The sequence below is a fragment of the Enterobacter cloacae complex sp. ECL72 genome (assembly GCF_019056635.1).
GTDB classification, from domain to species: Bacteria; Pseudomonadota; Gammaproteobacteria; order Enterobacterales; family Enterobacteriaceae; genus Enterobacter; species Enterobacter hormaechei_C.
Genome location: NZ_CP077659.1, coordinates 1,314,646 through 1,330,242 on the forward strand (window position 1 = coordinate 1,314,646; position 15,597 = coordinate 1,330,242).

The window sequence follows — 15,597 nt, forward strand, 5'->3', positions numbered from 1 at the left end:
ACAATTCGTGCTGTTAAGGCGTTGATCAAACTTCTTCATAAGTGTACTGTATAAACATACAGCTTTTGCGGTGGAGGCGCTTATGAAAGTTGAATTAACCATTGATCGTACTAAAGAACTTCCAGAGGGTGCAGTCCCGGCACTTGAGAGAGAATTATTAAAGCGACTCCAGAGTCAGTTCGATGAGTGCAGTCTGATTGTGCGTCGCGCAGGTTCCGATGGGTTGAGTGTTTACGGCGGCGAAAAAAGAAGCTAAGAAGAAGGTTGAGGAAATCCTCCAGCAGACCTGGGAAAGTGCAGACGACTGGTTTTATTGAAACAGCATGCAGAAATTTTCCAGTTTGGAGGGGAGATTGGTGAAGCAAAAAAGAAGAATTACCAAACAAGGGCTACGCGGTAATCAGATGTCACGATGGGGTTATCGTTGCGAGACTGCACTCATTTCCAGAATGTGATCGAGCTTTGATGTATAGACGTGGAGATATGGTGTCGTTCACTCCTTTGCGGGACGAAGAAATCATTGGTACGCCAACGTTATTTACCCAAATGTTGGAAAAGGCAGGGTATCGGGTTCACTTGCCATCAAGTTAGTTTCAGATAAGTAAACATTTCAATTTTGAATATAGAGTTGTTGGTGCGACAATAACTCTATGCTCTCCTTCTCGGATTCGACCACAAGTCATTCTGCATAAGAAGTCCCATTAAAGTGCCTCCAAACTGCTGGCGGTAAACGGTCTCGCTGGTATGGTGATAAAAAGAGTAAGATTTAGGAATGGGATTCCCAGCATGGGGAACTTTAGGGTTATCGCGCGAGTAATGATGGTAGTCACTTAGGTGCGTTTGACCCTGCGTCGGGTAAGCAGGGAAAAGGGCCGGATCCGAAGCGCAACATTAAAAAATATCTTTGATAGGGATTTATGGGCTTAAAAATTCGCATTAGCTGGTTCGATAAGAAGACAGAAGACTTCAAGGGCGAAGAGGTTTCTAAAGACTTTGGAGAGGATAGTTCAGTAATAGAGAGCCTCGGTCTTCCAATGAAGGACAACCTCAATAATGGTGAATTCGATATGAATAATGGTTGGGTGCCACTACTGCAACCTCATTTCCAGAATCGTATTGATACCAGTAAGTTTAATTACTTTGTCGCCTTTGATTATCGTGACAAATGGTAATTTGACACTGGCTATGTAATGTTGAAAACGGGCTTAGGCTGAATCGCCACGGGTTTAACAGACACCTCAGAGTCATTTAAGATGACTTAAAGAGAGGTGCCCATGAGCGGTAAGCGTTATCCTGAAGAGTTTAAAATTGAAGCAGTCAAACAGGTTGTTGATCGTGGTCATTCTGTTTCCAGTGTTGCAACACGTCTCGATATCACCACTCACAGTCTTTACGCCTGGATAAAGAAGTACGGCCCGGATTCTTCCACTCATAATGAACAGTCAGATGCTCAGGCCGAGATCCGCCGTCTTCAGAAAGAGTTGAAGCGGGTTACGGACGAACGGGACATATTAAAAAAAGCCGCGGCGTACTTCGCAAAGCTGTCCGACTGAGGTACGCCTTTATCCGCGACAACAGCCGTTGCTGGCCTGTTCGTTTGCTCTGTCGGGTTCTGGATGTCCATCCGAGTGGATTTTATTTCTGGCTTCAGCAGCCACATTCGCAGCGTCACCAGACAGATCAGATGCTGACCGGGCAAATCAAACAGTTCTGGCTTGAGTCTGGCTGCGTCTATGGTTATCGCAAGATCCATCTCGATCTGCGTGATACCGGACAGCAGTGCGGAGTGAACCGGGTCTGGCGGCTGATGAAGCGTGCCGGAATAAAAGCTCAGGTTGGGTACCGTAGCCCACGAGCACGTAAAGGCGAAGCCAGTATCGTGACACCCAACAGGCTCCAGCGGCAGTTCAATCCGGACTCACCGGATGAGCGTTGGGTGACGGACATAACCTACATCCGAACCCACGAAGGCTGGCTGTATCTGGCCGTGGTGGTTGACCTGTTCTCCCGAAAAGTTATCGGCTGGTCAATGCAACCCCGCATGACAAAAGAGATTGTCCTGAACGCATTACTTATGGCGGTGTGGAGGCGTAATCCTCAAAAGCAGGTACTGGTTCACTCTGATCAGGGTAGTCAGTACACGAGCCATGAGTGGCAGTCGTTCCTGAAATCACACGGTCTGGAAGGCAGCATGAGTCGTCGCGGTAACTGCCACGACAACGCGGTTGCGGAAAGCTTTTTCCAGCTACTGAAACGCGAACGGATTAAGAAAAGGATCTACGGAACGAGAGACGAAGCCAGAAGCGATATTTTTGATTATATCGAAATGTTTTATAACAGTAAGCGTCGGCATGGTTCGAGCGAGCAGATGCCACCGGCTGAATATGAAAACCTATATTATCAACGGCTCAGAAGTGTCTAGATTATCCGTGGCGATTCAGGCTCAGTTTTCCTCTTTATTGCTACAAATAAATTATGTATTCCTTTCTGTTTTCGTATCACCCTCAACTCTGTTAGACTTAATTCATAGGCCTGAACACCCTATACCTGCTGCGCCACTGGAGACAAACAATGGCGCAAGAAAAAAACAAGATTAATTCCTCACTGACCCTTATTAGGGCCAGCGATTTTCTTTTGCCTCTGCAACTGCAGGAGGCTGCATGAAGAAAAGCTGGTTCACTCACACCGGGCTGACAACCGAAGAAGCCAATGAGCTGGAGGCGCGCTATAAGTCTAAAGGTGTTCCTGTCGAGAAGAGTCTCGATATTGACCCTCGCCTTTGGATAGTCAGCGCACTTCTGCCGCAGCAAAAATCCGCACCTAAGACGCAGCAAAGTATGCGTTCACGGGCATGGGGGTGATTGTGACTGCCTACAACATCCTCCCGATGGGAAAGCCGCGCATGACGCGTGCAGATAAATGGAAGAAGCGCCCGGAAGTTATGCGTTATCGGGCTTTCTGCGACCATGTCCGGCTCCTGGGTGTCACTATGCCCGAATCTAATTCACACATTACCTTCATTCTTCCAATGCCAAAAAGCTGGAGTAAGAAGAAGCGCCAGCAGTTTGATGGTAAGCCACACCAGAGTAAACCTGACTTCGATAACCTAGTTAAAGCACTCTCCGATGCCATTTATGAAGATGACGCTCATATCTGGGATGCACGGATTACGAAGCTATGGGGTGAAGTCGGTCAGATAATTATCAGGAATATCGACTGATGCGCGCGCTCCTTCAACCTGTAATCGCCAGAGAGCTTGGTGTCGTGCTGTTAAAGCCCGGCAGCGAACTTATGAGCTTATTTGGTGGTGGTAGAGTGCTGATTGAGCGACAGCCAGATAGCATGGCTCATCTGGAAACGGGTCGCGTTCCTGATGCCCGCCAGCCTCTCGGTGATGATAAATCGCTACGCACTTTCTTTCTGAATGACAAAGTGATTCATGCCGCTGGCGGGATTAGTGGTCTGGATTACTGGTTGCTGCGATACGCTGGTGGACGGTGCCAGTACGAGCATAGTGATTACCACTATCACGAACTAACTATTATGCACCATGAGCCTGGCTCCATCCTGCTTTGTGGCTATTGCGATAACCACTTGCGAGAGCAGCGTACCGAAGCACTGGCAGAGTTGGCACGCAGAAATGTAATTGCCTTTGTTTTGGATTCTGTCCGCATTCATCTTTGCCTGGACAAAAGCCGGGAGATCTCACTTGCAGAGCTCTGCTGGTGGGCTGTTCGTAAAGAAGTTACGGATGCACTTCCAGAATCATGCGTTCGTGAAGCTCTTCGTCTGCGTGAAGAAAGTCCAATTGGACGAGAAAGTGACATAATTCCCGAAGTACCGGCCACCAGCATCCTTGAGAAATTAGTGTCAGCCGTTGACCTGCCTGAAGCGCTGACAGAACCGCTGGTGGGCGTGATGGTGGATCCAGTTCCTCCTCAGTCTTTCATGCGTCGACCAAAGCGTCTGCGCTGGGAAAGTCGCGATTATCTGAATTGGGTGAAAACACAGCCCTGCGAATGCTGCCAGCAGCAATCAGACGACCCGCATCACTTAATCGGATGGGGGCAGGGTGGCATGGCAACAAAAGCGCACGACATCTTCTCCATTCCACTTTGCCGAAAACATCATACCGAACTGCATAACGACCGCCTGGCATTCGAGCGCAAATATGGCTCGCAGTTGGAAATGATCATTAGAGTGCTGGACCGGGCCTACGCGCTCGGCGTTCTGGCGTAAGGAGCTAATTAGGATGACACCACGTCAATGCCGTAATCATATTGAAGCCCTGGGCAAAGCAGCTTCTGCGCCACGCAAAAGCTGGTTAGGTAAAAGCATGCTCCTGACCAGTATTCAATCCGCATGGATTAAGTCTCTACTGACAACATGGGGAGACGGGGTAAGCGGTGGAACTGCGCCGCGCTTGCCTCGCTCTCATGCGTGCTGGGATGTTCTTAAGGGCGGGCGATGGTCGGACAAGGCATTGTCTCGCTTTACAGCTGCACTAGAACAAGCGCGAGCAGAGGGATTCAGAGGGCCGCAGGCGCTAAATCGTGCTCACGCCATTTTGTGGCCACAGCCCAATATCAGCATCATCGATGAAGCTATACGTGATGATGATGTCGATTTTGTCGAGCAGTCGGTGCTGCAGGCGCTTGATGTTAATGACCCGGTGTATATCGTTGGTCTCCAGTATTATACCACACGCAAAAAAATCTCAGACATTACGCGGGAGTTACAGTCGATCGCACCGTGGCTAACGGATTGGGAAGCCAGGAAACGTGTTCGCTGGTGCCTGGAAATCTTCAGGGCGAAGGTCTTTTTATCTACGCGGAAACTTCTGGCTGAGCAGAATTGAATTATTGCTCTTTAGCTTTTCGTGCTTAGTTTCGATTTTAGCATTGAAAACGAGCCAGGAATTTTGATAATTCATTCATGCTTGGCAGAGCTGCGCCGCGATGGCAGCGAACATAAGCGACAATTTGAACATAACGAGAGCCCCGCCAGTCGGGGCTTTTGCTTTACGGCGATACGACAGGGGTATTCGCGAGGTGCATTGCATCAATACCCCTGTCATATCGTCGTTCTGTATACACATCTTTTACAACTCAGGTGCACCCTCCGTAAGTAGGATAGGGTAAACTAAGCATTCGTCGCGTTTCGCTTGTTGAGGTGTCTATGCTTTCATTGGAAGAGATTGGCCAATCAGTTAGAAATAATATCCAGTTGATTTTGGATAATATTCAGCTTCCCTTAGCCGTCGGCCCAATCAGCGATGATGACTATAAAATTCTTTGTGGTGGCTTTGGACAGTTAGAGTGGGATTATGCGCTTGCTACTCATGGTAACGATCCGAGCAAATTTGAGCTATGTATTAAGTTTGTAGCACATGGTGCAGTACAAGGTGTACCAGATGGTGCCGCTTTGTGTGTGTTCGACACAGAAAGCCATACATTCAACATTCATATGATTGAACGTTTTACTCGCGATGATGAACCTCATCCACTTAATGGACGTATGGTTCTGATTACGCTGATGAGCGCATACATGTTCTGTAAAGCGGTCGAGTGTGAAGAAATTCGTATCATTGAACCTGTTTCTGAACTGCTTGCTTACTATTCTTCTTTCGGCTTTGTTCTGGATAGAAACGGGTATGTTATGGTCTGTGAAACAACCACAATCGAAGCTGTTTTCCTCAAATTCGCACAATTAGGGTAGACGGGATCCCTTTACACATTGTAGGATTACCTTCCAAATTTACCTTTCAGGTAAACGTAACCATCAAACTATCTTGACGGACGTTTTGATGACACCAATCGGCCAGAACGATTGGTAAAGGATAGCCACGGTGCTACCTTTATTATGAAAGAAGAGGCACACGAGTCTCAGAGGTAATCATGAAAACTCAAAAAGCGACCAAGCCACAAGTAAAATTCGACACAATGAAAGCATTCGCAGGTATGGGTGCTGCTGTTGAAGTGCTCATGAAGGCTGCTCCTAACGCGTTCACTGACGCCACTGTTTCCGGAAAGGAAAAGCAGGGTAAGCAGCGCCATCGCAAAGCAGCATAACCATAGCTGGTGCTTTTTGAAAAACCCGCCTCGCGCGGGTTTTTTTGTGCCTGATGCAAAGACTTCTTGCTGGCTTTACCAACCAGAGTTATCTGTATGTCACACTCTTCCAGACAGGAAAAAGACATGCAAAATCAGCCATATATGACTGCTGAAGCAAAGGCGGTCTTAAACGAATTAAGCGCGTCACCAGCGACAGTTGGGGAAATTGCGCAGAATACTCACCTTAGCCGTGAAAAATGCCAGCTCATACTTACGCAGCTGGCAATGGCGGGGTTATCAGATTATCAATTCGGCTGTTACAAACGCCTCCAGTGATGGGGGCTTTTTTTTTGTGGAATGGGCGGCTGGTGGGTGTTGTAGCACCCGGCCAGCCATTTGCTCATGTAGAAGGTCACAAGCGAACCAAGGCCCACCGCTTTAGCGCTAAAGCATGTTGAGCCTACCAGAGACCCGCTTACTGATCTATGAAAAATACTGTAAAAATATCCAGTTCTCAATTGGTAAACACCGATTGCCTTCAGTATCTTGCTCATCTTCCAGATGACTCAGTAGACCTCATTGTTACCGACCCACCATATTTCAAGGTGAAGCCGAATGGCTGGGATAACCAGTGGAACGGCGACGCAGATTATCTTCGCTGGCTTGATATGTGCCTTGCCCAATTCTGGCGAGTCCTTAAGCCTGCCGGCAGCTTGTATTTATTCTCTGGGCACCGACTTGCATCGGACATTGAGATCATGATGCGTGAACGCTTCAACGTCATGAACCACATTATCTGGGCGAAGCCATCAGGGCGCTGGAACGGATGCAATAAGGAAAGCCTGCGCTCTTACTTCCCCGCGACTGAACGCATCCTTTTCGCTGAGCATTATCAGGGGCCATATAAGCCGAAAAGCGACGGGTATGCTGAGAAAAGCAACGAGGTCAAACAGCACGTCATGGCCCCGTTAATCACCTACTTTCGGGATGCAAGAGCTGAACTGGGTGTCACGTCCAGGCAAATAGCTGACGCCACCGGAAAGAAAAATATGGCGTCCCACTGGTTCGGGGCCAGTCAGTGGCAACTACCGAACCAGCAGGATTATGAAAAGCTGCAGGAATTGTTCACTCAGACCGCCATTGAGAAGCACCGCGCCTCTGAACTCAAAGCACCGCATCACCAGCTGGTGGCCACGTGGCATTCGTTGAACCGCAAATACCTTGATTTGCTGAAAGAGTACAAATCTCTTCGGCGGCATTTCTCTGTGACAGTAGCCGTGCCCTATACCGACGTCTGGACCCATAAACCCGTCCAGTTCTATCCAGGTAAACACCCGTGCGAAAAACCCGCTGATATGTTGCGGCAAATCATCAACGCCAGCAGCAGGCCCGGCGATGTGGTAGCTGATTTCTTTATGGGCTCGGGATCAACAGTTAAAGCAGCCATTGAACTGGGCCGCCATGCTATCGGCGTAGAACTGGAAGAGGAACGTTTCAACCAGACGGTAAGTGAGGTAAGGCAGCTGGCAGGGGAATAAAAGCTTGGGTCGCTATCGCGGCCCTTTTTATTACCTCAACAGGACACCCGCAACGTAGCGAGGTGAGAGCATGTATCGAATGGACAAAATAACTACTGGCATTTCCTACGGCGCATCGGGAGGAAGTGCTATTTACTGGTTTAGAAGACTTCTTGATGGTTACTCCCCCGAACAGTGGGCGGCTATAGGTGTGATCGGTAGTTTACTGTTCGGCTTGCTCACCTTTCTCACTAACCTCTATTTCCAAATCAAAGCAGACCGTCGAAGAGCTGCGCGAGGTAAATGATGTCTAATAAATCGAAACTCAGCGCAGCAGTGCTGGCACTAATCGCATCAGGTGCATCTGCGCCACTCATTTTCGACCAGTTTATCAGAGAGAAAGAAGGCAATGCGCTGGTGGCCGTAGTTGATCCGGGTGGGGTCTGGTCTTTATGTCACGGCGTGACCGTCATCGATGGCAGGCGTGTTGTTAAAGGCATGACGGCCACAAATGAGCAATGCCAGAAAGTTAACTCTATTGAACGCGATAAGGCATTAGCCTGGGTTGATCGCAATATCAAAGTGCCTCTGACAGAGCCGCAGAAGGTCGGTATAGCATCCTTCTGCCCGTACAACATTGGCCCGGGTAAATGTTTCCCTTCGACCTTCTATAAGCGGATCAACGCAGGTGACCGTAAAGGGGCATGCGAAGCAATCCGCTGGTGGATTAAGGACGGTGGACGTGATTGCCGCCTGACTAAAGGCCAAAAGAATGGCTGTTATGGGCAGGTTGAGCGTCGCGAACAGGAAAGTGCGTTGACGTGCTGGGGGCTCGACCAATGAAAATTAATCCGGCTCTTATCTGCGTTGTCGTTATTGCTGGCCTTTCGGTCGCTCTCGCTAAGAGTTGCTCAAACGCCAGTAGCCTCCAGAGCGATAACGACGTTCTGCGAAGTGACAACGCTTTGCAGGGGCAGGTGATTGCTACACAGGCATTCAACTTCAATCGATTCAATCAGGTTGCAGAACAAGCCAACAGGCTTAACTCCCTGGTCGACACCAGCACCGAAGAAACCGTAATCGAATACCGGGAGATTCTCCGCCGTGAAAAAACCTGTGATTTGCCTGTTCCTGCTGACATTGCTGGTGGGCTGCTCGAATACGCGCACAGTTTACGTGCCAGCGCCATGTACACCGATACCGGCAGACCTAACCAAGCCGATGATCGTACCGCTGCCGCCAGCTCAATGACCTATTGCCAGGCTGTCCTGTGGATTAAGCCGCTGCTGGCAGTTATTGAGAAAGGTAACAATAACTTTGCTGGTGTTCGTGAGATTGAGTTTCAGCGTCAATCCAGTTCACTGACCTGGAATCAATAATGCTGATTCTGTTTATCCTCCTAGCTATATGGCTCGATAGCTGCGGGGAAGAGGGCTGGCCCGATGTTAGCCCGTCTATTTCTCAGCTGGTGATCCTGAGAGAGCGTCTGGTGCATAGCAAGGGGCTATGTTGAGAAAAGAGCCGAGAGCATTACAGCAGGCATTCCTTGAGTACCTGCGATAATGCCTTACTCATCAGACCTGCTTCACTCGCTTAGCACTCAAGGCAGCGCTTAATATCCGAAAAAATCAACTTTGATGGGATGCTCGCTATCGGAAGTTAGATACCTACCAGGGTAGAATAACCTCCTTAAATCATGGAGGCTTTATGTTGCAGGCGATTTTGGGAGCAAGTTGGGCAAACATCTGGGCATCGATTTCGGCAATTTTTACATTATTGGCAGTTATTGTTGCTGGGTTGGCACTGTTACGTTGGAAAAAACAAGATGAGTTGAAGGCTAAGATGGCTTTTAAACAAGCTATTGCAGATTACCTTTACGCCTTACTCCTTCTTCCTGATGACTTAAGTGATGAGAAGGCATACGCCGATTATTACGACTTAAGGATGAGTTTGATTTCAAAATTTAATCAATGCCGTAATACTTTTCTTTATTGCGAAGGTTTGCTTGATAAGGAGACCGATGTTCTGGCTCACTGGAATAATATTTACTCGCATCATTCATCTTTTCTTAAAGGAGAGGACGGTAGCACTGTTCTGCATAATGCGTGTGACAGCATTCTGAAGATAAGATTCGTCTTTAAGTGAAAGCCGGGTTTCCCCGGCTCTGCTTCAGAACATATCCATCTGCGGTGTAGCACGGGGATCGTATTCATCAACAGCAATCCCCAGTTTATGCGTTTACCAGGGTAGAATAATCTACTTAACTCAAGGAGGTTTTCATGTGGCAAACAATCTACGCTTGGCCGTGGGCAACAATTTGGGCTGCAATATCTGCAATATTTACAGCTGCAACCGTAGGTATTGCGTTTTGCGCGATGAAAGAATGGAAAAAACAGGAGCAGTTTAAGGCGAAGGTAAATTTTAAATCAGCCGTCGCCAAATACGCCTATTGCCTGGTTGCGCTTCCAAGCCATTTGAGCCCTCCGGGAACCACAAGGGATAATCCAGCGAAGATTGATGAGCTGACTGATTTATTGGCTGAAGCCGCTTTTGCTTGGTTTAGCTTGGAGGGTTCGTTGGTGGACAATAAGCATGTGACGGAATCTTGGCTTTTCATCAATGACAATCATATTCGATATGTGGATGGCGAGATTTCCTATCATGAAATTCATACGCACTGCGCTAATATAGTCACCAAGCCAATTAACAAGAAGTAAGCCGGGTTTTCCCGGCTTTGCTTTAGAACATATCCAACTGCGGTGTGGCGTGGGGATTGTACTCATCAACAGCAATTCCCAACTCCTTTCTGAACCACCGCGCGACCAACTGTCGATGGCAAAACTCTCCCGGCGGCTCCCAGCACAGCAGTACAGGCTCACATCTTGCCAACAGATGCAGCTCATTCCAGGTCTGTTCCGGATTCAGCTTCGCCAGTATCTCGTGCTCATAGAGTTCGATATAGCGGGAAACTGAAACCGAGTTAAACCATTCCCCCGGCGCCAGCTTCTTAAACGTGTGATAACTCGCGTGGGGGGGCGCGTCGCGTACCGGGCAATGCTGATTCCGCCTACAAGGACCAGCTCGATCAGTTTTTAACGTTGCTTAGATACCATAGTGCGAACCTCATAAGGGGGTAACTCAGTAGTGGATTGTTTAATTCATTGTTTTTTAAATAAAAAAATAATGAGGTTAGGAAAACTTAAGTCCAATTAAAGCCAAAATCGCAGGTATAGCTTTGGCGGCGATTGTAAAAATCACATGGAACTTAGTTTTTTCTTTTAGCTTACTCAAGTCGTATCCAATCCATATGACAGCGAAGGCTATACCAATCCACGCTAAAGAAACTTTTAAATTATTTTCTTCCAACAGCGCAGCATTAAGCGCGGCGGCGTAGGGAATGCTGAAAATAAAGGCAATCATTAGCACCATGCATGTTTTGTTGTCACTTGGATGATGCGGTTTTTTCTGTGATGTAATTGCGAAGGTGCTGAGTTGCTGATTAGTTGTCATATGTATATACCTTAAAAGATTTAAGCAAAGTATAATAAATGAATTAGCTGGTATTTATTACCTCCAATTAATAGTAGGGGGCTAGCGAAGGAAGGTGCGAGTTAGATGAATGAACCATGAAACTACCAACTTAAACCCTTAATTTGTGGGGGTGAACTTAATAAAATTCAGTTCATGTTGGATGTGGTTAATATGTGGGCTTTATAATGTATAATTTTTAGCTTGATCTCATTTTTATAAGTTGGGATTGCAAGTCATCATGGTTCTTATAACTCGCCAATGTAATTAAGTGGGGGAATTATTAAGCATGAATGACAACATTTATAATGGAGTGAGGTTAATGCTCAAACTCATCAATATTAAGACAATTAGCTATGCCCCCTCGTATTAAAAGACCTTGTCGCCATATGGGGTGCTCAGCGGTAGTGAATGATTCATTTGGCTACTGTGATCTCCATCAAAAACATGCCAGTGAAGGATGGCGCAACTATCAGAACGGTAAAAGCCGACAAGAGCGTGGTTATGGGCGTCCCTGGGAAGTCAGGCGTGCACGTATCCTTCTGCGAGATAAACATATATGCCAGGAGTGTCGACGCTCTGGCATCGCAACACGTGCAAATACCGTCGACCATATCCTTGCCAAGGCTCACGGAGGAACGGACGATGATTTCAATCTGGAGGCATTGTGTTGGCCATGCCATCGAGCCAAGACTGCAAGGGAGCGTCTCCGGTGAAACTCGGCCGGTCAGCGCATGGGGAGGGGGGATCAAATCCTTAACCCCTTTCGCTTTTAAGGACTGCCGCTCCCGGTAGTTTTTTGCGCGTGAGAAATAAGAATTTTTTTTTGATGATTTTTGAGGTGATTCGCTATGAGTACCGGAGTGAGATCGCCGGGGGGAGGTCGTAAGCCGAAGAAGACCGGAACGCAGGTCAGTTCTCTGACTCGTGCAGTTTCACCGCCGGATGAACTGCTGGGTGAGATGGCGATCGATGCCTGGAAACGTACCTGCAAAATTCTGATTAACCGTGGTTCGTTCGAAATGGAGGACTGCTATCTACTGGTGGAATATTGCAACACGGTGCAACTCCTTTACGACGCGAACCAGGAAATAAAGGCTAATGGGATTGGGGATGAAACTGCTGCCGGTGGGCAGAAAATGGGAGCCGCAGTAAAGGCGCGGGATAAGTATATCTCACAGCTTATCCGTCTTAGCGTAGTTCTGAAACTTGATCCCAACAGCAGAGCCAGAAAACGCGCGTCGGGCGAGGAAAGTAAATCCGGCAATGAATTTGACGAATTTTGATTGGGGCGATGTTCCCAATTCTTAGGGACTTATTATGGCCGCGTACCCGAGCGTCAATATGGCGAACCAGTATGCGCGGGATGTGCTGAACGGGAAAATACTCGCCTGCAAGAGCATCCAGCTGGCATGCCAGCGCCATTTTAATGATCTGAAAATTTCTCTCGATAAGGATTATCCCTACCGATTCGACCGCGAACTGGCGGAACGCGCCTGTCGTTTCGTTCAGCTATTACCGCACTCCAGCGGTGACTTAGCCGGTCAAAAACTTAAGCTGGAACCCTGGCAGGCGTTTGCATTCAGCTCGATTTTCGGCTGGGTTACGAAAAAGACCAAAAAGCGCCAATTTCGTGAAGCGTATATCCGGGTGGCCAGGAAAAACGGGAAATCGTTTTTCGCAGCAGGCATAGGCACGTACATGTTCTGCGCTGACGGAGAAAACAGTGCCGAAGTGTACTGTGGTGCCACCACGATGGCGCAGGCGAAAAAGGTCTTCACCCCAGCAAGGCAGATGGCAGACCGCCTTCCGTCGCTCCGCTCTAAATTCAATATTTCGGTCTGGGTTGACAGCCTGACCCGTCCGGACGGTTCGCTGTTCGCGCCCATCGCCGGGAAGCCTGGCGACGGTGACAGCCCACACTGCGCAATTATTGATGAATATCATGAGCACGATACGGATCACATGTATGAAGCCATGACGCTGGGTATGGGCGCACGTTCGCAGCCGCTGACGCTTATCATCACCACGGCAGGTACGTCGCTGGAATCGCCATGCTACGACAAGGATAAGCAGGTCAAGGAGATGCTCAACGGGCATGTGCCTAACGACCGCCTGTTTGGCCTTATTTATGAGCTCGATGAGGGGGACGACTGGACTGACCCGACCAACTTCATTAAAGCGAACCCGAACCTCGACGTATCGATATCGTATGACGATCTGCTGGCGGAGATGGAGGTCGCTAAACAGGTTCCGCGTAAGGTCAACGCCTTTAAAACGAAGCGTCTGAATATCTGGGTATCCGGTAAAGCAGCGTTCTACAACATGACGCAATGGCATGCCGCCGCCGATAAATCCCTGCGCTACGAGGACTTTGCCGGCGAGGATTATTACCTCGGTCTGGACCTTGCCCAGCGCCTGGATCTTAACGCCGGTGTTGGCGTTTTCGTCCGCGAAATTGAGGGTAAGAAACACTACTACTGCATCAGGCCGAAATTCTGGGTACCGGAGGACACGGTCCGGAGCACGGACCCGAAAATTGCCAAAACTGCAGACCGGTATGTGAAGTTCGTCGAAATGGGGGCGCTTGAAGCGACAGATGGGGCAGAGGCGGACTATCGCGAAATCCTGGCCAGCATTATCGACCTTCAGGAAATTGATAAGGTCCGCGTCAGCGAAATCCCCATCGACCCTAGCGGAGCCACGGCGCTCAGCCACGAGCTGCAGGACCACGGGTTTGAGCCCATTTCTATCCGGCAGGACTACACCAATATGTCGCCGCCGATGAAGGAGCTGGAAGCGGCGCTCGCTGGCGGTCGTTTCCACCATGACGGGAACCCGGTCCTGTCATGGTGTATCAGCAACGTTATCGGAAAAAATGTCCCCGGAAGCGACGATATCGTCCGACCGACGAAGGGCGACAAGCAGTCAAAAATCGACGGCGCGACAGCGCTGTTTATGGCTATAGGCCGTGCAATGCTGAACGGTCGGGCCAGCAATCAATCCGTTTATGATGAGGAAGACGTCGCATGTTAACGGCAATTATTACCTTTATGATCGGCCTGTTCGGCGCGGCGCTTATCTCGTTTGGCGCGTGGATGGTGTTTCCGCCTGCAGGCGTTATTGCTGCAGGCGTGTTTTGCCTTCTGGCATCCTATTTTGCTGCCAGAGCCGCTGCGCCTGCGAATGATTCTCCAGGGGGTAACTGATGTTCATTCCTCAGTTCTTCCGGGGCAGGTCGCGTCCGGGAGGAAGTAACTGGACAACGGTTCTCGGGAGCGTCAGCGCCAGCAAGAGTTCATCGGGCATGCTGGTTACGCCGGAAACGGCAATGGGGATTGGGGCCATACGCGCCTGCGTAACGCTCCTTGCCGAATCCATCGCCCAGCTGCCCGTCGAGCTTTATCAGCGCGACGAAAAAGGCGGTCGGCGCAGGGCAACGGATCATCCCCTGTACGATGTGATCCATTCGCAGCCAAACAGAAAGGACACCAGCTTTGAATATTACGAACAGCAGCAGGGCGTGCTGGGGCTTGAAGGGAACAGCTATTCCCTGATTGACCGGCACGGCAACGGCGATATCGCTGAACTGATACCGATTAACCCCAAAAAGGTTATCGTCCTGAAAGGGCCGGACGGGATGCCGTATTACGAGCTGCCTGAGCTGGGTGAAACGGTGCCGATGCGCATGATGCACCACATCAAGTATTTCTCGCTCGACGGATACATCGGCACCTCACCGATTCAGACAAACGCGGACGTTCTCGGGCTGGGCATGGCGGTTGAGCAGCACGCCGCGCAGGTGTTCGCCCGTGGCACCACGATGTCCGGCGTGATTGAGCGCCCCAAAGAGGCGGGAGCCATCAAGAGCCAGGCGTCAATTGACAAGCTTCTGGCCAAATGGACGGACCGCTATTCCGGTGTGCGAAACGCCTTCAGCGTGGCGCTGCTGCAGGAGGGCATGAGCTATAAGCAGCTGTCGCAGGACAACGAAAAAGCGCAGCTGCTGCAGTCGCGGCAGTGGACGGTAAACGAGGTGTGTCGGCTTTACAAAATCCCGCCGCACATGATTCAGCTTCTCGACAAATCGACCAACAACAACATCGAGCACCAGGGGCTTCAGTACGTGATGTACACGCTGCTGGCCTGGCTGAAGCGCCATGAAGCGGCGATGATGCGCGATTTGTTGTTACCCAGCGAGCGTCGCGACTTTTATATCGAGTTCAACGTCTCGTCGCTGCTGCGCGGCGATCAGAAATCGCGTTACGAGTCCTACGCGCTGGGCCGCCAGTGGGGCTGGCTGTCGGTAAACGATATCCGGCGCATGGAGAACATGGCCCCGGTAGAGGGCGGCGACAAGTATCTGACGCCACTGAATATGGTCGATACCAGCACCGTTCACGGGCTGGATAAAGCCACCCCCGCGCAGATAAGCGAAATCAGCGCAATCCTGCAGCGAACTGCATAAAACCTGATTATCAGGCTCTCACAGGTATACA

General features: G+C 49.5%; 21 protein-coding genes and 2 pseudogenes. 22 read left to right on the plus strand and 1 reads right to left on the minus strand.

The window, feature by feature from the left end:
• The first annotated feature begins 82 nt into the window (after positions 1 to 82).
• From KTH07_RS06210 to KTH07_RS06290, 17 genes and pseudogenes are all read left to right on the plus strand, one after another.
• Positions 83 to 317, plus strand: a pseudogene (locus KTH07_RS06210) (DinI-like family protein).
• A 396-nt stretch (positions 318 to 713) separates the two neighbouring features.
• Positions 714 to 908, plus strand: a pseudogene (locus tag KTH07_RS06215) (colicin E3/pyocin S6 family cytotoxin); the annotation flags it as partial.
• A 9-nt stretch (positions 909 to 917) separates the two neighbouring features.
• Complete coding sequence (locus KTH07_RS06220) at positions 918 to 1,172, plus strand: colicin E3-like toxin immunity protein (protein ID WP_042863363.1); 255 nt, start codon at positions 918 to 920, stop codon at positions 1,170 to 1,172.
• Between the two features lie 102 nt (positions 1,173 to 1,274).
• Positions 1,275 to 2,422 (plus strand): IS3 family transposase gene (locus KTH07_RS06225; protein WP_095429518.1). Its coding sequence is split into 2 segments (ribosomal slippage): positions 1,275 to 1,512 and positions 1,512 to 2,422, totalling 1,149 coding nucleotides; the frame shifts between segments, so codons are not numbered across the junction.
• Between the two features lie 238 nt (positions 2,423 to 2,660).
• The gene (locus KTH07_RS06230; RefSeq protein ID WP_042863362.1) at positions 2,661 to 2,861 is read left to right on the plus strand and encodes a hypothetical protein; all 201 of its coding nucleotides are present in this window, start codon (positions 2,661 to 2,663) and stop codon (positions 2,859 to 2,861) included.
• Entirely contained in the window at positions 2,852 to 3,220 is a 369-nt protein-coding gene (locus KTH07_RS06235) for a RusA family crossover junction endodeoxyribonuclease (RefSeq protein ID WP_023315842.1), read from the plus strand. Before KTH07_RS06230 ends, KTH07_RS06235 begins: the two co-directional genes overlap by 10 nt.
• Positions 3,220 to 4,239: a DUF968 domain-containing protein gene (locus KTH07_RS06240; RefSeq protein ID WP_075606882.1), complete on the plus strand. Its 1,020-nt coding sequence runs from the start codon at positions 3,220 to 3,222 to the stop codon at positions 4,237 to 4,239. Before KTH07_RS06235 ends, KTH07_RS06240 begins: the two co-directional genes overlap by 1 nt.
• Before the next feature lie 13 nt (positions 4,240 to 4,252).
• A complete protein-coding gene (locus KTH07_RS06245; RefSeq protein ID WP_075606883.1) occupies positions 4,253 to 4,858 on the plus strand; it encodes a hypothetical protein in 606 nt (201 codons plus the stop codon).
• 320 nt (positions 4,859 to 5,178) lie between these two features.
• Positions 5,179 to 5,718 (plus strand): hypothetical protein, encoded by a 540-nt coding sequence (locus KTH07_RS06250; protein WP_075606884.1) that lies wholly within the window; start codon positions 5,179 to 5,181, stop codon positions 5,716 to 5,718.
• Between the two features lie 179 nt (positions 5,719 to 5,897).
• Positions 5,898 to 6,071: a hypothetical protein gene (locus KTH07_RS06255; RefSeq protein ID WP_010433095.1), complete on the plus strand. Its 174-nt coding sequence runs from the start codon at positions 5,898 to 5,900 to the stop codon at positions 6,069 to 6,071.
• Between the two features lie 126 nt (positions 6,072 to 6,197).
• Positions 6,198 to 6,389, plus strand: a complete 192-nt coding sequence (locus KTH07_RS06260) for a hypothetical protein (protein WP_010433097.1) — start codon at positions 6,198 to 6,200, stop codon at positions 6,387 to 6,389.
• Positions 6,390 to 6,538: 149 nt separating this feature from the next.
• Positions 6,539 to 7,591: a site-specific DNA-methyltransferase gene (locus KTH07_RS06265; protein WP_075606885.1), complete on the plus strand. Its 1,053-nt coding sequence runs from the start codon at positions 6,539 to 6,541 to the stop codon at positions 7,589 to 7,591.
• A gap of 70 nt (positions 7,592 to 7,661) precedes the next feature.
• Entirely contained in the window at positions 7,662 to 7,877 is a 216-nt protein-coding gene (locus KTH07_RS06270) for a class II holin family protein (RefSeq protein ID WP_010433101.1), read from the plus strand.
• Positions 7,877 to 8,413, plus strand: coding sequence for a lysozyme (locus tag KTH07_RS06275; RefSeq protein ID WP_100249784.1), 537 nt, complete (start codon positions 7,877 to 7,879; stop codon positions 8,411 to 8,413). Before KTH07_RS06270 ends, KTH07_RS06275 begins: the two co-directional genes overlap by 1 nt.
• Positions 8,410 to 8,949 carry a hypothetical protein gene (locus KTH07_RS06280; protein WP_075606887.1) on the plus strand — a complete coding sequence of 180 codons (540 nt, stop codon included), beginning with the start codon at positions 8,410 to 8,412 and terminating at the stop codon, positions 8,947 to 8,949. The genes KTH07_RS06275 and KTH07_RS06280 overlap by 4 nt, the downstream gene beginning before the upstream one ends.
• A gap of 328 nt (positions 8,950 to 9,277) precedes the next feature.
• Positions 9,278 to 9,715: a hypothetical protein gene (locus KTH07_RS06285; RefSeq protein WP_075606888.1), complete on the plus strand. Its 438-nt coding sequence runs from the start codon at positions 9,278 to 9,280 to the stop codon at positions 9,713 to 9,715.
• A gap of 134 nt (positions 9,716 to 9,849) precedes the next feature.
• Positions 9,850 to 10,287, plus strand: coding sequence for a hypothetical protein (locus KTH07_RS06290; RefSeq protein WP_052686676.1), 438 nt, complete (start codon positions 9,850 to 9,852; stop codon positions 10,285 to 10,287).
• Between the two features lie 472 nt (positions 10,288 to 10,759).
• On the opposite strand, the gene KTH07_RS06295 is transcribed toward KTH07_RS06290, so the two are convergent.
• Entirely contained in the window at positions 10,760 to 11,080 is a 321-nt protein-coding gene (locus tag KTH07_RS06295) for a hypothetical protein (protein WP_045351067.1), read from the minus strand.
• A gap of 374 nt (positions 11,081 to 11,454) precedes the next feature.
• Between KTH07_RS06295 and KTH07_RS06300 the strand changes: the two genes are divergently transcribed.
• The 5 genes from KTH07_RS06300 to KTH07_RS06320 all read left to right on the plus strand — a co-directional run bounded on the left by KTH07_RS06300 (position 11,455) and on the right by KTH07_RS06320 (position 15,566).
• Positions 11,455 to 11,814: an HNH endonuclease gene (locus KTH07_RS06300; RefSeq protein ID WP_075606889.1), complete on the plus strand. Its 360-nt coding sequence runs from the start codon at positions 11,455 to 11,457 to the stop codon at positions 11,812 to 11,814.
• A 135-nt stretch (positions 11,815 to 11,949) separates the two neighbouring features.
• Positions 11,950 to 12,384 carry a P27 family phage terminase small subunit gene (locus tag KTH07_RS06305; RefSeq protein ID WP_042863351.1) on the plus strand — a complete coding sequence of 145 codons (435 nt, stop codon included), beginning with the start codon at positions 11,950 to 11,952 and terminating at the stop codon, positions 12,382 to 12,384.
• A 34-nt stretch (positions 12,385 to 12,418) separates the two neighbouring features.
• Entirely contained in the window at positions 12,419 to 14,134 is a 1,716-nt protein-coding gene (locus KTH07_RS06310; protein ID WP_075606890.1) for a terminase large subunit, read from the plus strand.
• The gene (locus KTH07_RS06315) at positions 14,128 to 14,307 is read left to right on the plus strand and encodes a hypothetical protein (RefSeq protein ID WP_010433111.1); all 180 of its coding nucleotides are present in this window, start codon (positions 14,128 to 14,130) and stop codon (positions 14,305 to 14,307) included. The genes KTH07_RS06310 and KTH07_RS06315 overlap by 7 nt, the downstream gene beginning before the upstream one ends.
• Entirely contained in the window at positions 14,307 to 15,566 is a 1,260-nt protein-coding gene (locus KTH07_RS06320) for a phage portal protein (protein ID WP_050861117.1), read from the plus strand. The genes KTH07_RS06315 and KTH07_RS06320 overlap by 1 nt, the downstream gene beginning before the upstream one ends.
• Positions 15,567 to 15,597 lie beyond the last annotated feature (31 nt).

Coding starts and splice junctions, on each gene's coding strand:
- KTH07_RS06275 (WP_100249784.1), top strand. CDS start 7,877: ATGTCTAATAAATCGAAACTCAGCGCAGCAGTGCTGGCACTAATCGCA.
- KTH07_RS06315 (WP_010433111.1), top strand. CDS start 14,128: ATGTTAACGGCAATTATTACCTTTATGATCGGCCTGTTCGGCGCGGCG.
- KTH07_RS06245 (WP_075606883.1), top strand. CDS start 4,253: ATGACACCACGTCAATGCCGTAATCATATTGAAGCCCTGGGCAAAGCA.
- KTH07_RS06300 (WP_075606889.1), top strand. CDS start 11,455: ATGCCCCCTCGTATTAAAAGACCTTGTCGCCATATGGGGTGCTCAGCG.
- KTH07_RS06235 (WP_023315842.1), top strand. CDS start 2,852: ATGGGGGTGATTGTGACTGCCTACAACATCCTCCCGATGGGAAAGCCG.
- KTH07_RS06240 (WP_075606882.1), top strand. CDS start 3,220: ATGCGCGCGCTCCTTCAACCTGTAATCGCCAGAGAGCTTGGTGTCGTG.
- KTH07_RS06230 (WP_042863362.1), top strand. CDS start 2,661: ATGAAGAAAAGCTGGTTCACTCACACCGGGCTGACAACCGAAGAAGCC.
- KTH07_RS06305 (WP_042863351.1), top strand. CDS start 11,950: ATGAGTACCGGAGTGAGATCGCCGGGGGGAGGTCGTAAGCCGAAGAAG.
- KTH07_RS06270 (WP_010433101.1), top strand. CDS start 7,662: ATGTATCGAATGGACAAAATAACTACTGGCATTTCCTACGGCGCATCG.
- KTH07_RS06250 (WP_075606884.1), top strand. CDS start 5,179: ATGCTTTCATTGGAAGAGATTGGCCAATCAGTTAGAAATAATATCCAG.
- KTH07_RS06265 (WP_075606885.1), top strand. CDS start 6,539: ATGAAAAATACTGTAAAAATATCCAGTTCTCAATTGGTAAACACCGAT.
- KTH07_RS06280 (WP_075606887.1), top strand. CDS start 8,410: ATGAAAATTAATCCGGCTCTTATCTGCGTTGTCGTTATTGCTGGCCTT.
- KTH07_RS06285 (WP_075606888.1), top strand. CDS start 9,278: ATGTTGCAGGCGATTTTGGGAGCAAGTTGGGCAAACATCTGGGCATCG.
- KTH07_RS06255 (WP_010433095.1), top strand. CDS start 5,898: ATGAAAACTCAAAAAGCGACCAAGCCACAAGTAAAATTCGACACAATG.
- KTH07_RS06310 (WP_075606890.1), top strand. CDS start 12,419: ATGGCCGCGTACCCGAGCGTCAATATGGCGAACCAGTATGCGCGGGAT.
- KTH07_RS06260 (WP_010433097.1), top strand. CDS start 6,198: ATGCAAAATCAGCCATATATGACTGCTGAAGCAAAGGCGGTCTTAAAC.
- KTH07_RS06290 (WP_052686676.1), top strand. CDS start 9,850: ATGTGGCAAACAATCTACGCTTGGCCGTGGGCAACAATTTGGGCTGCA.
- KTH07_RS06295 (WP_045351067.1), bottom strand. CDS start 11,080: ATGACAACTAATCAGCAACTCAGCACCTTCGCAATTACATCACAGAAA.
- KTH07_RS06220 (WP_042863363.1), top strand. CDS start 918: ATGGGCTTAAAAATTCGCATTAGCTGGTTCGATAAGAAGACAGAAGAC.
- KTH07_RS06320 (WP_050861117.1), top strand. CDS start 14,307: ATGTTCATTCCTCAGTTCTTCCGGGGCAGGTCGCGTCCGGGAGGAAGT.